The organism is Citrobacter sp. BIDMC107, from assembly GCF_001037575.1.
GTDB lineage: Bacteria > Pseudomonadota > Gammaproteobacteria > Enterobacterales > Enterobacteriaceae > Citrobacter > Citrobacter freundii.
In genome coordinates this window covers 2,052,290-2,066,776 of record NZ_KQ089848.1, presented here as the reverse complement: position 1 = coordinate 2,066,776, position 14,487 = coordinate 2,052,290, and the positions used below count along the sequence as shown (strand labels likewise).

Annotated in this window: 15 protein-coding genes; 2 read left to right on the top strand and 13 right to left on the bottom strand. The window is 57.5% G+C overall.

Translation table 11 applies throughout. The annotated features are described in order from the left end of the window. Positions 1-86: 86 nt before the first annotated feature. The 6 genes from SK39_RS09570 to SK39_RS09545 all read right to left on the bottom strand — a co-directional run bounded on the left by SK39_RS09570 (position 87) and on the right by SK39_RS09545 (position 6,308). Positions 87-1,091 carry a carbohydrate kinase family protein gene (locus tag SK39_RS09570; protein WP_106107971.1) on the bottom strand — a complete coding sequence of 335 codons (1,005 nt, stop codon included), beginning with the start codon at positions 1,089-1,091 and terminating at the stop codon, positions 87-89. Further along, on the bottom strand, positions 1,088-1,948 hold the full coding sequence (locus SK39_RS09565; RefSeq protein WP_003031787.1) for a ketose 1,6-bisphosphate aldolase: 861 nt from the start codon (positions 1,946-1,948) through the stop codon (positions 1,088-1,090). Before SK39_RS09565 ends, SK39_RS09570 begins: the two co-directional genes overlap by 4 nt. A 14-nt stretch (positions 1,949-1,962) precedes the next feature. Then, positions 1,963-2,646 carry a D-lyxose/D-mannose isomerase gene (locus SK39_RS09560; protein ID WP_048216941.1) on the bottom strand — a complete coding sequence of 228 codons (684 nt, stop codon included), beginning with the start codon at positions 2,644-2,646 and terminating at the stop codon, positions 1,963-1,965. A 120-nt stretch (positions 2,647-2,766) separates the two neighbouring features. After that, complete coding sequence (locus SK39_RS09555; RefSeq protein WP_003826688.1) at positions 2,767-3,708, bottom strand: ABC transporter substrate-binding protein; 942 nt, start codon at positions 3,706-3,708, stop codon at positions 2,767-2,769. Between the two features lie 88 nt (positions 3,709-3,796). Beyond that, on the bottom strand, positions 3,797-4,792 hold the full coding sequence (locus SK39_RS09550; protein WP_003031803.1) for an ABC transporter permease subunit: 996 nt from the start codon (positions 4,790-4,792) through the stop codon (positions 3,797-3,799). Further along, a complete protein-coding gene (locus SK39_RS09545) occupies positions 4,785-6,308 on the bottom strand; it encodes a sugar ABC transporter ATP-binding protein (protein ID WP_003844755.1) in 1,524 nt (507 codons plus the stop codon). Before SK39_RS09545 ends, SK39_RS09550 begins: the two co-directional genes overlap by 8 nt. Before the next feature lie 114 nt (positions 6,309-6,422). On the opposite strand from SK39_RS09545, the gene SK39_RS09540 reads away from it, so the two are divergent. Both SK39_RS09540 and yjdP read left to right on the top strand, forming a co-directional pair. Beyond that, entirely contained in the window at positions 6,423-8,687 is a 2,265-nt protein-coding gene (locus tag SK39_RS09540; protein ID WP_048216940.1) for a hybrid sensor histidine kinase/response regulator, read from the top strand. A 69-nt stretch (positions 8,688-8,756) separates the two neighbouring features. Next, positions 8,757-9,086 carry a DDRRRQL repeat protein YjdP gene (gene yjdP / locus SK39_RS09535; RefSeq protein ID WP_003031807.1) on the top strand — a complete coding sequence of 110 codons (330 nt, stop codon included), beginning with the start codon at positions 8,757-8,759 and terminating at the stop codon, positions 9,084-9,086. A 201-nt stretch (positions 9,087-9,287) separates the two neighbouring features. Here yjdP and phnP read toward each other — a convergent pair whose 3' ends face one another. The 7 genes from phnP to phnJ form a co-directional block, all read right to left on the bottom strand. After that, positions 9,288-10,046: a phosphonate metabolism protein PhnP gene (gene phnP, locus SK39_RS09530; protein WP_048216939.1), complete on the bottom strand. Its 759-nt coding sequence runs from the start codon at positions 10,044-10,046 to the stop codon at positions 9,288-9,290. 8 nt (positions 10,047-10,054) lie between these two features. Next, a complete protein-coding gene (gene phnO, locus SK39_RS09525; protein ID WP_032948341.1) occupies positions 10,055-10,489 on the bottom strand; it encodes an aminoalkylphosphonate N-acetyltransferase in 435 nt (144 codons plus the stop codon). Beyond that, on the bottom strand, positions 10,476-11,030 hold the full coding sequence (phnN, locus tag SK39_RS09520) for a ribose 1,5-bisphosphokinase (protein ID WP_003844764.1): 555 nt from the start codon (positions 11,028-11,030) through the stop codon (positions 10,476-10,478). The genes phnO and phnN overlap by 14 nt, the downstream gene beginning before the upstream one ends. A gap of 2 nt (positions 11,031-11,032) precedes the next feature. Next, a complete protein-coding gene (gene phnM / locus SK39_RS09515; RefSeq protein ID WP_003031811.1) occupies positions 11,033-12,169 on the bottom strand; it encodes an alpha-D-ribose 1-methylphosphonate 5-triphosphate diphosphatase in 1,137 nt (378 codons plus the stop codon). Continuing rightward, positions 12,166-12,846 (bottom strand): phosphonate C-P lyase system protein PhnL, encoded by a 681-nt coding sequence (gene phnL / locus SK39_RS09510; RefSeq protein ID WP_003841104.1) that lies wholly within the window; start codon positions 12,844-12,846, stop codon positions 12,166-12,168. Before phnL ends, phnM begins: the two co-directional genes overlap by 4 nt. Before the next feature lie 89 nt (positions 12,847-12,935). Continuing rightward, complete coding sequence (phnK, locus tag SK39_RS09505) at positions 12,936-13,694, bottom strand: phosphonate C-P lyase system protein PhnK (RefSeq protein WP_003844769.1); 759 nt, start codon at positions 13,692-13,694, stop codon at positions 12,936-12,938. Further along, entirely contained in the window at positions 13,691-14,482 is a 792-nt protein-coding gene (gene phnJ / locus SK39_RS09500; RefSeq protein ID WP_230472398.1) for an alpha-D-ribose 1-methylphosphonate 5-phosphate C-P-lyase PhnJ, read from the bottom strand. The genes phnK and phnJ overlap by 4 nt, the downstream gene beginning before the upstream one ends. Between the last annotated feature and the right edge of the window lie 5 nt (positions 14,483-14,487).

Here is a 14,487-nt window from a genome sequence, read left to right as displayed (position 1 = left end):
CGTGTGCAGTTGCCGGATGCGGCGTAAACGTCTTATCCGGCCGACAAAAGCGACAACGATCCCGTAGGCCTGATAAGCGCAGCGCATCAGGCGTCAACCATTTCTGCTTTTAACTCTGCCAGCGTCTTCGCGCCGTCTATCGCATTGGCGCACAGCAAGCTTGCCCGCGCACAGGCGTGTGCCAACCTGACGCTGTCCGTCAGCGACCAGCGCTCATGACAGCCATACAAAAATCCGGCGCAAAACGCATCACCCGCCCCGACGCTGCCAACGATCTCCTCCTGCGCCAGGTACTGCGACGGGATCCAGGTGCCCGGCAGATCCGGCGCTTCACCCCAGGCACCTTCCGGACAGTGAATAACCACCCGCTGGCGTACGCCTGCATCCAATAATTCGCGCGCGGCGGTAGCGATATGCGGGATATGTAGCTCGCCGTTGGACTGGCGGATCTCCAGCCCGCTAAATTCTCCGGCTTCCAGCTCGTTAATTACCAGATAGTCGAGATGGCGCAAGGCTGGCATCACCAGTGGCTGGTAGCGCGGGTCGCCCTTGCGTGAGACCAGATCCAGCGATGTTTCAAAGCCGTTGTCGCGCATTTGCGCCAGCAGCCTTGCGCTACGCGTCCCGTACTCCTTATCCGGCATGTCCAGACTGTCGAGCAGCAGCAGATATCCCAGATGGAAGATTTTCATCGAGGTATCCAGTTGCTCAAAAGCGGGCAAATCCAGCAGTCTGTTGGCGCCCGGCGAGTGGAAAAAGGTGCGCTGACCGCTGGGATCGGTCATCACCTGCGACATTGACGTGGGCGCGAATGTCGTGCGCTGCACGTGTTGGCGATTAACGTGATACTGCTCCAGCATCGCCATGATGTAGTCGCCATCGCTATCCTGACCGATTAACCCCACCGCCTGCAACGGCAGCCCAGTGTGCATTTTTGCCAGCGTCAGCAGCACATTAAGCGGCGCACCGCCCGTGGCGCGTTCGCTACGGGTGATTTCCGCCAACCAGCCGCGTTCCGGCCACTGCACAATTTGATGCACATGATCGACCAGCATGTTGCCTGCGGCGATAACGCCTTTGCGTTCCATCAGACCCGCCCCGCGCTGCCAAAAATGCGCATCTGTTCTGAAACGGTATCGGTAATGGCTTCCTCAATGCCGAGCAGCAGTTCGGCGAATTCGTCATATAAGGGCTGACGATTCGCCATCCGCGTCTCCACTGCCGACAGCGCCGCCTGCGACATGCCGGTATAGAAGTTGATTTTGTGAATGCCGAGTTCAATTGCGCGCTTGAAATCGTCGTCGCTGATGCCGGAGCCACCGTGCAGTACCAGCGGGATTGCCGCCTGCTGGCGAATGGCGTCCAGACGCGGGAAGTCGAGCAGCGGTTCGCCTTTATATTTGCCGTGGGCATTGCCAATGGCGACCGCCAGCGCGTCAATCCCGGTTCTGTCAACGAAATCACGCGCCAGCATTGGGTCGGTAAACAGTGATTCGTCGGCATGACCGTACAGCGCACCGCCTTCATCGCCACCGACTGCGCCCAACTCAGCTTCCACCGACACGCCGACGGCGTGGCACATCTTCACCACTTCGCGGGTCTGACGGATATTTTCTTCGTACTCCAGCGTGGAGCCATCGAACATCACTGAGCTGAAACCTAAGCGTAACGCTCGCACCACCGACTCAAAGTGCAGGCCGTGGTCAAGATTCAGCACTACGGGAATGTCATGTCTGGCGGCTTCGAACTTGACCGCTTCGACCAGAGAATCCAGCGAGATATATTTAAAATGCACCTCGGCAATGTTGATAATAAACGGCGAACGTTCTTGCTTTGCCGCGGCAAACAACGCACGCAGGAAATGTGAATCCAGAACGTTAAACGCCCCTAAGGCATAGCGGTGCTCGCGGGCATGGGCAAGGCCATCAGCGAGTGAGATCAACGGCATAATGTGCTCCTTGGTTAGCGGAACAGGCGATATTCGTTACACAGTACCAGCAGCGCCGGTTCGTCTTCTTCAATGTCGTTGTAGCGGGAAATCGGTTGCAGAAAATGGTTGTCGTGGTCGTCGTCATTAACAGAAGAGACCTCGCCAACCAGCACGTCGCCAAAACCTTCTTCCGCCCAGAAGCTGTGATACAGGCCCGGCGGCAGGCAGATGCTTTCACCCGGCGTCAGGCGCAGTTGACTGCCTGCGGCATGGGTTTGCCGACAGCCGTCAATTACCACGCTAACGTCGCTGTCTTCCGTTTGCTCGCGGATACCGGCATTCCACAGTTCTACAATGAGATTGCCGCCGCCGCGATTGATAATGTCTTCGCGTTTGCGCCAGTGAAAATGCATCGGCGTGACCTGTGCATCGCGAACATGCATGATTTTCTCGGCGTAGCATTTCTCGTAAGGCATGCCTTTCGGCGAACCATTACGCAGGGTGAACAGCGTTAATCCTTGCGCGGCGAAATTGTTGCCGCCAAACGCGGTGACATCCCAGCCGAGCTTAAGGTCGAACACTTCGCTCCAGGCACTGGCATCAAGCTTGCGCCATTGGGTCGGGGGGAAGCTGGCAAAAGGGGGGAGATGCACGTCGTGCTGAGAGAAAAACTGGCGCGTGTGCCCAAGGATCTCGTTTATTGCGGAGCGTTTCATCGGCAGAATCCTCCTTAATATAATGCCGGATGGCGCCGCGCTTATCCGGCCTACAAATTCATAGCGATCTTGTAGACCGGATAAGGCATCTTTGCCGCCAACCGGCGTTGTTGTGGCGGGCTATTTAACCGTCCAACCCTTATAACTGCCGACGTTGTTTTTATCGATCATCGTCACTGGGATCAGCACGGGTTCTTTCGGGGCTGGTTTCCCCTGCAATATGTCATAGCCGATTTCAACCGCTTTGGCAGCCATCACCTGCGGATCTTGTGCCGGAGTCGCCACAAATAGTGAGTTTTCGCGCTTCAGCGCTTCTTCACCGTCTGGGGATCCATCTACGCCGACAATAAAGAATTCGCTACGCTGCGCCTGTTTTGCCGCCAGATCGGCGCCGATCGCCGTGGGATCGTTAATGGCGAATACGCCGTCGATCTTCGGATTCGCCGCCAGCAACGCGGTCATGATCTCCAGCCCGCCTTCGCGACTGCCTTTGGCGTTTTGGTTATGCGACAGCACCTTGATGTCCGGGTGGCGTTTAAACTCCGTCTGGCAGCCTTCCACGCGGTTCTGGACGGCGGAAACCGGCGGCCCGTTGATGATGACGACGTTGCCTTTCCCTTTCAGACGGTCGGTAATGTATTTACAGGCCATTTCGCCTGCCTGAGTGTTATCGGAAGTTATGGTCGCGTCTGCGCCTTCCGCCGCTACGTCAACGGCAACCACCACGATCCCGGCGTCTTTCGCGCGTTTAACCGCCGGGCCAATGCCTTTGGAGTCGGCGGCGTTAAGGATAATCATGTCGACTTTGGCGGCAATAAAGTTGTCGATTTGCGACACCTGTTGCCCCAGATCGTAGCCGCTGGAAACCAGCGTGACTTTAACGCTATCACCTGCCAGTTTGCGTGCTTCCAGCTCCGCGCCTTTGGTGATCTGCACGAAGAACGGGTTGGCCAGATCGCCCACCGTAACGCCGATGGATTTCAGTTCTTTTGCCTGCACAAATGGAGCTGCAGCAAGCAGGGCGCCAGCACAGAGCGCGGTCACTAATGGCTTCAAACGCATACTCGTTTCCTCACGTAGGGTATTGTTGTTATACGCCTGATGGCGCTGCGCTTATCAGGCCTACGAATGAGTAGGCCAGTAAGCTTGTCTATGCACTTTGATGGTGTCGGGTACGGTATTTGTCGATCAGCACCGCTATGATGATCACCGCCCCTTTGATCACCAATTGCCAGAAATAGGAGACGCCCATCAGCGTCATGCCGTTATTGAGCGTGGCAATGATCAACGCCCCCACCAGCGTGCCGGTGATGGTGCCGATCCCGCCAACAAAGCTGGTGCCGCCGAGGATCACCGCCGCGATGGCGTCCAGCTCGTAACCCATGCCTAAGTTGCCGTTGGCGCTGTACAGCCGCGAGGCGCTCATCACCCCGCCAAGACCTGAGAGCAAACCGCTCATGCCGTAGACGAACAGCAGCACCAGCCACACTTTGATACCGGTTAAGCGCGCGGCCTGCATATTGCCGCCAACCGCATAGATATGAACGCCGAGTGTGGTGCGCCTAAGAATGAACCAGCACACCACCACCACCGCCAGCGCAATGACCACCAGCCACGGAACCGGACCGAGATAGTTGTTACCGATCCACTCAAAGCTGATGTTGGAGTTAATCACCGTCGTGCCGTCGGCCAGCAGGTAAGCTGCGCCGCGCAGCGCCGTATAGGTTCCAAGCGTGACGATAAACGGCGGCAGGCCGGCAAAAGCGACCAGCGCGCCGTTAAACAACCCCAGCACCATGCCGAGCAACAGTGCAGCAGGGACTGACAGCATGGCAAACTCAGGAATGAGAGAAACCACCATGGCTGCGACGGCGGTGGTGCCGAGAATCGAACCAACCGAAAGATCGATGCCGCCGGTTAAAATAATGAAGGTCATGCCAGCGGCCAGCACGATGTTGATCGACGCCTGACGGGTAATATTCAGCAGGTTACTCTCGGTAAAAAAGTTAGGCGCGATAAAGCCAAACACCGCCACTATCAGGATGAGAATCGGTAAGATACCGACCGTTTGCATCAGATCGCTCATCAGCATTTTTTTTGCGGAGGCGGATTTCGCCACCTGCTGGGGAGTGGTTGGATTATTCATGGGGTACCGCCTGATGATGGGAGTCGTTCACGCCGGTTGCCAGCGTCATAATATTTTCCTGGGTAATACTTTGTCCGTTCAGCTCGCCGGCAATACTGCCTTCGCGCATGACGTACACGCGGTCGCTCATCCCGACCACTTCCGGCAGTTCGCTGGAGATCATTAGGATCGCCACGCCTTTGCGCGCCATATCGTTCATGATCCGGTAGATCTCGCTTTTGGCGCCGACGTCCACACCGCGCGTGGGTTCATCGAGGATCAAAATGCGTGGCCCGATCGCCACCCAGCGCGAAATCAGCAGCTTTTGCTGGTTGCCGCCGGACAAGCCGCCTGCGCGGACCTGGGCATGCGGGACGCGAATATTGAGCAATTTGATGGCGTCATCAGAAATCGCCTGCGCCTTTTTGCGATCGAGCATGCCCCAGTTCGCGTCACGTTCCAGCGTTGCCATGGTGATGTTTTCTGCCGCTGCCAGCTCTAAAAATAATCCCTGCTCTTTGCGGTTTTCCGTCAGAAAGCCAATGCCGTGGTCAATTGCTTCGCGCGGGGAGTGGATCACCACCGGTTCACCGTCCACTTCAATCATGCCGCCGATGGCTTTGCGCACGCCAAAAATCAGCTGCGCCAGTTCAGAACGCCCTGCGCCGACTAACCCGGCCAGGCCGACGATCTCCCCGGAGCGCACCAGCAAGCTGCACGGCTGGACTTTATGGCCGTCGGTAAGGTGATGGACGTTGAGGCGTGCTTTACCTAAGGGAATATCGCGCTCTTTGTTGAACAGATCGCTCAACGGACGGCCCACCATCATGCGCACCAGCTCCGAGGCGTTGAGCTTGTCGCGGGTCAGGCTGCCAACATATTGCCCGTCGCGCAGGACGCTGACGCGATCGGAGAGTTCGTACACTTCCGCCATGCGGTGGCTGATGTAGATAATCGCCATCCCCTCATCGCGCAGGCGCATGATCAGTTCAAACAGGCGGTGGGTTTCACGTGAGGAGAGGGCGGCGGTGGGTTCATCCATCACCAGAATGCGGCTGTTACGGTGCAGGGCACGGGCAATTTCAACCTGCTGCTGTTCGGCGATGGTCAACGTCATCACACGGTCGCTGGCCTTAAACTGGGCGCCGAGTCGATCGATGACTTTCTGTGACTGCATGACCATCTCTTTACGCTGGACCAGACCGCCGCGCGACAGCTCGCTGCCAAGAAAGATATTTTCTGCCACCGTCAGGTTCGGCGCGAGCTGCATCTCCTGATAAATCAGCGTGATGCCTGCGCTGAGTGCATCTTTGGGACCGCGAATGTGAAACGGCTGACCGTCAATCAGGATTTCACCGCTGGTGGCGGTATAGGCGCCCGCGAGGATCTTCATCAGGGTGCTTTTCCCCGCACCGTTCTCGCCCATCAGGGCATGAATCTCGCCCGGCCAGACCGTTAAATCGACCCCTTTCAGCGCGTAAAATTTGCCAAACGCTTTAGCAATGTTGCGCATCTCCAGAACCGGTGTCCTGCTCATGGCGGATCTCCTGTGGGGTGGCCGATATCAGCAGTCCATCACAGGAATGTAAATGCAAAATGTCAGAAGCCGTTCATATTTGTCATATTGCGATTTTTCTTCACGGAGCGTGATATGCCGCAACCGGGACGTCACTTTTTCGCCAGTGCGCGTGGACGATTGCTGTTCTTCAATCTGCTGGTGGTGGCGGTCACGCTGATGGTGAGCGGCGTGGCGGTGCTGGGGTTTCAGCACGCAAGCCAGATCCAGGAGCAGGTGCAGCAGCAAACCGTTGACGACATGACCGGCAGCATGAACCTGGCACGGGATACGGCGAACGTCGCGACAGCGGCGGTGCGGCTGTCGCAGGTAGTCGGGGCGCTGGAATACAAAGGGGAAGCGGAGCGGCTGCAGGAGACGCAAAGGGCGCTGAAGCAGTCGCTGGAACAACTGGCTACCGCGCCGCTGGCACAGCAGGAGCCGGTGCTGGTCGAGCGAATTATCCAGCGCAGCCAGGAGTTACAAAGCAGCGTAGAAGGTATGTTGCAGCGCGGTCAGCGGCGGCACCTGGAACGTAACGCGCTGCTCAGTTCGCTGTATCAGAATCAAAGCTATTTACGTCATCTGCAAAAGCTCACCGGCGCGCAGGACGATGTGCTGCTGGGGCAGATGGACCGCTTAATTGTTGCCGCCATCGACACGCCCACGCCGCGTTCGGTGGTGAAACAACTGGATGCAGTGATGCCCGCTCTTCCCTTGCTGCATGCCAATCCGCTGATTAGCGGTATCCTCAACGACTTCAACCAGGAGCTGCATAAGCTGGAGCCGCTCTCCTCCGCGCTGGAGCAAAGTGATTTGGCCATCAATTGGTATATGTTCCACATCAAAGCGTTGGTGGCGATCCTCAACAGCGATATCAACCAGTATGCCTCGCAGGTGGCGCTGATCTCAGAGCAGCGGGTGGCGCAAAACCATCAGGAACTGCAATCCGGCGCGTTGTTTATTTTAGTGTTTGCGCTGCTGGCGGTGGTGATCACCGGTTTTGCCGGGTGGTATATCTACCGTAATCTCGGCTCCAACCTAACGGCCATTTCGCGGGCGATGACCCGACTGGCGCACGGTGAATCAGACGTCAGTGTCCCGGCCCTGCAGCGGCGCGATGAGCTGGGCGAGCTGGCCCGCGCCTTTAGCGTCTTTGCCCGCAATACGGCATCGCTGGAGCACACCACTCGACTGCTAAAAGAAAAAACCAGCCAGATGGAAATCGATCGCACCGAGCGTCAGGGGCTGGAAGAAGCGCTGTTGCACAGCCAAAAGCTGAAGGCGGTTGGGCAACTGACGGGTGGATTAGCGCATGATTTCAATAACCTGCTGGCGGTGATTATTGGCAGTCTGGATTTGGTGAATCCGGAGTCGCCCGATGCGCCACGGGTCAATCGGGCGCTAAAAGCCGCCGAGCGCGGGGCGCTGCTTACCCAACGGCTGCTGGCCTTTTCGCGCAAACAGTCATTGCACCCTCATGCGGTGGAGCTGAAAACGCTGCTGGAAAACCTGGGCGAACTGATGCGCCACTCTCTTCCGGCCACGTTGACGCTGGAGATTGAAGCCCAGTCGCCTGCCTGGCCCGCGTGGATTGACGTCAGCCAACTGGAAAACGCCATTATCAATCTGGTGATGAACGCCCGTGACGCCATGGACGGGCAGGCGGGCACGATAAAAATCCGTACCTGGAATCAACGGGTTACGCGCAGCGATGGGCGTAAGCAGGACATGGTGATGCTGGAGGTAGCCGACCAGGGAAGTGGGATGTCGCAGGAAGTGAAAGCGCAGGTCTTCGAGCCATTTTTCACCACCAAACAGACCGGCAGCGGCAGTGGGCTTGGGCTGTCGATGGTTTACGGTTTTGTGCGCCAGTCCGGTGGCCGGGTGGAGATTGAAAGCGCCCCCGGGCAGGGAACGACTGTCCGGCTGCAACTGCCTCGCGCCGTTGTTCCGGTGCAGGCTCAAGTGGAAGCGGTAGCGCAACACACAACGACCAACGATGAAAAACTGGTGTTGGTGCTCGAGGATGAGGACGATGTACGCCAGACGTTGTGCGAGCAATTACACCTGCTGGGCTACCTGACGTTAGAGGCCGCCAACGGCGAACAGGCGATGCATATGCTGGCGGCTTCATCCGAGATTGATATTTTTATCAGCGACTTAATGCTGCCTGGTGGTTTAAGCGGCGTGGATGTGGTTAACCATGCCCAGGCACATTATCCGCAGGTGTCCATCTTGCTGATGAGCGGTCAGGATTTACGCCCGGCGCATAACCCGGCGCTGCCTGATGTGGCACTATTGCGTAAGCCTTTTACCCGGGGAGAGCTGGCGCAGGCGCTGCGGCATTCGCGTAATTGAGATTCCTCCGCTACCCGCGCAAATACGCTTTGGTTACCGTGGGGCGAGTTTCTTGATGAGGCTGGTTTTATGCAACGCTCCGCGACATTCCTTCTTTTTAGTTTGCTGATGCTGACCACCGTATCGGCGCAGGCGGATATTATCGATGACGCCATTGGTAATATTCAGCAGGCGATAAACGACGCATACAAACCGGACAACGGGCGGGATTATGATGATTCCCGTGATGAAAGCTGGCAGCGCCAGATGAGTGACGACCGGCGCAGGCAATATGACAATCGCCGCCGCCAGTTTGAAGATCGACGTCGCCAACTGGATGACCGTCAGCGCCAGCTTGATCAAGAACGGCGTCAGTTAGAAGACGAAGAACGCAGAATGGAAGAAGATTACGATCGTTAACTGTAACTATCTAAATGTAAGAATATTTTATCCCCTGTAAGGGATTTCGCTGTCAGCTCAACATCTCGCCATTTTATGTCAATGCATGCACTTGAGCACAGTGCATGTATGCATTGCAATCTCTCTATGCTTATGGAAAAGTCGCCTGGCTGTCGTCTTGTCGGCCGGATAAGATGTTTTCATCGCATCCGGCAAATTTCCTTACTCCAGCATAATCTCCATTCCGTCATATCCTGCCTCAAACCCTGCGGGAAGCTGGTTTTCCATTATCCACAGGTCGAACTGATGGCTGATATGCGTCAGGATCACCCGTGGACAGCGGATAATGTCGTTCAACGCGATAACGGTATTTAAATCACAGTGATTGCGCGGTGGCTCGGTGCGCGGGGCATGGCTGCAGTCGATGATAATCACCTGGGGTTGGTTATTGTGGAGAAACTTCAGCGTCTTGTCGGGAAGTCCGGCGGTATCGGAGAGCCACGCCACGCGGCTATGTGCGGTCTCCAGCAGATAACCAAACGTCAGCTTTGAATGGTTGAGCGGTAGCGGCGTGACCTGCAATCCTTGCAGGTCAAACACTACGAATGGCGCGACGGTATGGCTAAAATCGAGGATGCCGGGATGCTTAAACAGATCGTCGCAACCCTGTTCATCCGGCGGTCCGTACACCGGGATAGTCGCCCCTACGCCCCAGCGCAGCGGAAACAGCCCCTGCACGTGATCCATATGATAGTGGGTCAACAGAAACTGCTGGAAGCTGCCCGCTGGCCAGTCGTTCATCAGATGCGGGATCCCCGCGTCCAGCAGCGTCACCGCATTGTTGAATTTGACCACCCCGCTACAAGGGCGTCGACGATATTGCGCCTGTAAGCGTGCTCGTTGGCAGGCCGCACAGTCGCAGCCAAATGTCGGCACCAGCTGTGCGCCGCCCGTTCCCGTTAGCGTAATGGTCAGACTCATGGCTCCCCCTACAGCGGTTTGGTGAAGCGAAAATGGCTCATGGTATAGCCTTCGCGCTGGTAAAAACGGTGTGCGTCAAGGCGTTGGGTGCTGGTGGAAAGCTCGGTGACTTCTGCGCCCGCTTCGCGTGCGGCGGCTTCGGCCCAGGCCAGTAGCTGGCTGCCAACCCTTAACCCTCGCGCCTGCGGCATCACCACCAGTTCCTGGATTTCGCCAATCCAGTTGGCGTGGTGCAGATGAAACTGCAGGTGTAGACCGATCAAGCCGACGACCTGTCCGTCGATCAGTGCCAGCTGGTAGTGCATATTGGCATCTTGCAGATTAGCGGCGTAACCAGTGCTAAAAGCCTGCAGGTCAAATTGACCCTGCTTCAACTCGCAGATGAGCGCGTAAACCGCATCGGTATCGTAGAGCGTGGCGCGGCGTAATTCACAGACAGACATGTTTCTTCTCCTTGCGTCCCATCAGTGCGAGCAGTGTATCGACAGACTGTAGCAAACTACCATCGTTATTCAGGACGTGGCAGTCATACGGGGCGTAGCGGGCTGCGCGTTCAAGACGGGCGGCGATTTCCGTTTCGCTCTCCCGCCCACGAGCCTGCAGGCGCTGGCGGAGAATTGCCGGAGAAACCTGTAAGCAAATGGGAAGCAAAGAAGCGCCATAACGGGCCTGCGCCTGGGGCAGATGCGCACGCGAGCCGTTGACCACCACATCAAAACCAGCGTGCAGCCAGAGGTCTATCTCCACGCCGATGCCGTAGTAGAAGCCGTTGGCGTGCCAGCTCAGCGCCAGCAGATTCTGCCCGGCGCGGGTAAAAAACTCTGGTTCACTTAGCGCAATATGATTTTCATTCCCGGCGTTGGCGGCACGGGTGATGTAGCGATGCGCCACCAGCAGTTGCGCCGGTTCCTGCTGGCGCAATTCTGCCAGCAGACTGTCCTTACCGGAGCCGGACGGCCCCATCAGCCAGATCAGTTTACCCATAGTCAGAATACCCTTTTGCCCTGACGCCAGACGTGGTCGATATGGATGTTGCCGCCTTTGCGATGCGCCAGCACCAGATCCGCGCGTTTACCTTCGGCAATAACGCCGCGATCGTCGAGATTTAAGGCCCGCGCCGGATTGCGGGTCACCAGACGAATAGCCTGCGACAGCGTAAAGCGGTTAGCGTCGTCATCCGCTACGCGAAATGCCGCATCGAGCAGGCTGGCGGGGTAGTAGTCGGAGGAGAGAATATCCAGCAGCCCCAGCTCAGCCAGCCTATGTGCCGCCACGTTGCCGGAGTGAGAACCGCCGCGCACGATGTTAGGTGCGCCCATCAGCACGTTCATGCCATGCTGGCGTGAGGCATCGGCGGCTTCGAAAGTTGTGGGAAATTCGGCGATCACGCTGCCAAGTTGATGCGATTCCAGCACATGATCGCAGGTGGCATCGTCATGGCTTGCCAGCGCAATCTGGCGCTCACGGCACATCTGGGCAATCGCCGTGCGGTTGGGCTGTGACCAACGCGCAGCCAGCGCTAACTGTTCTTCTTCATAACGGGCCATCTGCTCGTCGGTGAGCGAATACTTGCCCTGATAATACTCGCGGTACTTCTCACGATTGGCGAACTGACGCTGGCCGGGGGAATGATCCATCAGCGACACCAGCGTCACCGGCTCACGACCGACCAGTTTTTCAAACAGCGGCAGGGTAGTGTGATGCGGCAGCTCGCAGCGCAGGTGCAAGCGGTGCTCGGCGCGATTGACCCCACGCTTTTGCGTCTCTTCCACCGCGTTGATCATCTTCTCCAGATTTTCCAGACGGTCACCACCGTCGCGCACATCGCCAATCGCCACTGCGTCCAGCACGGTGGTAATGCCGCTGGCGACCATTAGCGCGTCGTGGCTGCTCATCGCCGAGTGGGCAGGCCAGTCTACCTTCGGGCGCGGGGTAAAAAATTTGTCGAGATTATCGGTATGCAGCTCGATAAGCCCTGGCAGCAGCCAGCCGCCTTCGCCGTCCAGCGCCTCAGGTAGGCTGCTCGGACTTTCAGCAAAGGCGCGAATGACCCCGCCCTCGATTTCCAGCGATCCTTGCACCACGTCATCTTCCAGTACCAGCTTTACATTATTGATAATCATGCTGTTGTTCCCATCAGATGCAGACGATCCGCTACGCGGTCGCGCACGGTTTGATCGTGAAAAATACCGACAATTGCTGCGCCGCGGGCTTTTGCTTCTTCAATCAATGCGACGACGGCGGCGCTATTTTTGGCGTCCAGCGAGGCGGTGGGTTCATCGAGCAGCAGAATCGGGTAATCGACGATAAACCCGCGGGCGATGTTGACGCGCTGCTGTTCGCCACCGGAGAAGGTCGACGGTGCCAGGTGCCACAGCCGCTCCGGCACGTTCAGGCGGGTAAGCAGGTTAGCCGCTTTGGCTGCACACTCCTCACGGGAGACACCCAGATCCAGCAGCGGTTGCATCACCACATCCAGCGCGGAAATCCTGGGGATTACGCGCAGGAACTGGCTCACCCAGCCGATGGTTGAACGGCGAACTTCCAACACTTTGCGCGCTGGGGCCTGCACCAGATCGACCCACTCATCGCTGTGGCGAATGTGGATGTGTCCTTCATCCGGCAGATAGTTGGCGTACAGCGATCGCAGCAGCGTGGATTTGCCGCTACCCGAGTGACCGTGCAGCACCACGCATTCGCCGTTTTTCACTTCCAGCGTGGCGTTTTGCAGCACCGGCAGACGCACGCCGTTTTGCTGATGCAGGACAAAGGTTTTACTGACATTTTCAACGCGGATCATTTGAGCCTCATGGTTCTTATTGCCGGATGTTGCTGTGCTTATCCGGCCTACAAAAAGCGCCCCGTAAGCTGCCATCCGGCATCCGATGTTTAATTTTGCAAAACGGACGACACCAACAACTGGGTGTACGGATGGTGCGGGTCGTCGAGCACGCGGTCGGTTAATCCACTTTCCACCACCTGACCCTGCTTCATCACCAGCAAACGGTCTGCCAGCAGACGCGCCACACCCAAATCGTGGGTGACAATGACCACTGCAAGATCCAGTTCCACCACCAGGCCGCGCAGCAGGTCCAGCAGTTTGGCCTGTACCGAAACGTCCAGCCCACCGGTGGGTTCGTCCATAAACACCAGTTTGGGATGGGTGACGAGGTTGCGGGCGATCTGCAGGCGCTGTTGCATACCGCCGGAAAAGGTGGTTGGCAGGTCGTCGATACGCGAGGCAGGGATCTCCACCTCCTCCAGCCAGCGCTGCGCGGTGGCGCGGATATCGCCGTAGTGACGCGCGCCAGTGGCCATCAGGCGTTCGCCGATATTGCCGCCTGCGGAGACCTGACGGCGCAGGCCATCCAGCGGATGCTGATGCACCACGCCCCATTCGGTGCGCAGCAGACGGCGACGGTCGGCCTCGTTCATGCCGTACAGCGAACGGTTCTGATACAAAATCTCACCGCTCTGCGGCGTCAGCCGTGAAGAGATCGATTTCAGCAGCGTGGTTTTGCCAGAACCGGACTCGCCGACGATACCCAGCACTTCGCCTGGCCACAGGTCAAAAGAGACATCGCTGAAGCCCTTGCCCGGCGCGTAGAGATGGGTCAGGTTGTTGACTGAAAGCAGCGGTTGCGTCATTTGCTGAGGGCCTCGCTCTGTTGGCGGCAGTAATCGGTGTCGGAGCAGACAAACATGCGTTTGCCGCTGTCATCGAGCACCACTTCATCGAGATAGCTGTGGGTTGAGCCGCAGATGGCACAAGGTTCATCCCAGCTCTGCACGGTAAACGGGTGATCGTCGAAATCGAGACTTTCCACGCGGGTGTAAGGTGGAACGGCATAGATGCGTTTTTCGCGGCCTGCGCCAAACAGTTGCAGGGCTGGCATCATGTCCATCTTCGGATTGTCGAATTTCGGGATGGGCGACGGGTCCATGACGTAGCGGCCGTTGACCTTCACCGGATAGGCGTAAGTGGTGGCGATATGACCGAAGCGGGCGATATCTTCATACAGTTTCACCTGCATGATGCCGTACTCTTCCAGCGCGTGCATGGTGCGAGTTTCCGTTTCACGCGGTTCGATAAAGCGTAGCGGCTCGGGGATCGGTACCTGGAAGATGATTATTTGATCTTCCACCAGCGGCGTCTCCGGGATGCGGTGGCGGGTCTGGATCAGCGTCGCATCTTCCGTACGCTCAGTGGTATTCACTCCGGTCACACGCTTGAAGAAATTACGAATCGATACGGCGTTAGTGGTGTCGTCCGCACCCTGGTCAATCACTTTCAGCACGTCCGGCTCGCCAATCACGCTGGCGGTAAGTTGAATGCCGCCGGTTCCCCATCCGTATGGCATCGGCATTTCACGGCCGCCAAACGGTACCTGGTAACCGGGAATCGCTACCGCTTTCAGAATTGCGCGGCGGATCATGCGTT

Bases quoted from the DNA above. Each gene is read 5' to 3' on its own strand.
- SK39_RS09565 (WP_003031787.1), bottom strand. From the start codon at position 1,948: ATGCCGTTGATCTCACTCGCTGATGGCCTTGCCCATGCCCGCGAGCAC.
- SK39_RS09560 (WP_048216941.1), bottom strand. From the start codon at position 2,646: ATGAAACGCTCCGCAATAAACGAGATCCTTGGGCACACGCGCCAGTTT.
- SK39_RS09555 (WP_003826688.1), bottom strand. From the start codon at position 3,708: ATGCGTTTGAAGCCATTAGTGACCGCGCTCTGTGCTGGCGCCCTGCTT.
- SK39_RS09550 (WP_003031803.1), bottom strand. From the start codon at position 4,792: ATGAATAATCCAACCACTCCCCAGCAGGTGGCGAAATCCGCCTCCGCA.
- SK39_RS09545 (WP_003844755.1), bottom strand. From the start codon at position 6,308: ATGAGCAGGACACCGGTTCTGGAGATGCGCAACATTGCTAAAGCGTTT.
- SK39_RS09540 (WP_048216940.1), top strand. From the start codon at position 6,423: ATGCCGCAACCGGGACGTCACTTTTTCGCCAGTGCGCGTGGACGATTG.
- yjdP (WP_003031807.1), top strand. From the start codon at position 8,757: ATGCAACGCTCCGCGACATTCCTTCTTTTTAGTTTGCTGATGCTGACC.
- phnP (WP_048216939.1), bottom strand. From the start codon at position 10,046: ATGAGTCTGACCATTACGCTAACGGGAACGGGCGGCGCACAGCTGGTG.
- phnO (WP_032948341.1), bottom strand. From the start codon at position 10,489: ATGTCTGTCTGTGAATTACGCCGCGCCACGCTCTACGATACCGATGCG.
- phnN (WP_003844764.1), bottom strand. From the start codon at position 11,030: ATGGGTAAACTGATCTGGCTGATGGGGCCGTCCGGCTCCGGTAAGGAC.
- phnM (WP_003031811.1), bottom strand. From the start codon at position 12,169: ATGATTATCAATAATGTAAAGCTGGTACTGGAAGATGACGTGGTGCAA.
- phnL (WP_003841104.1), bottom strand. From the start codon at position 12,846: ATGATCCGCGTTGAAAATGTCAGTAAAACCTTTGTCCTGCATCAGCAA.
- phnK (WP_003844769.1), bottom strand. From the start codon at position 13,694: ATGACGCAACCGCTGCTTTCAGTCAACAACCTGACCCATCTCTACGCG.
- phnJ (WP_230472398.1), bottom strand. From the start codon at position 14,482: ATGATCCGCCGCGCAATTCTGAAAGCGGTAGCGATTCCCGGTTACCAG.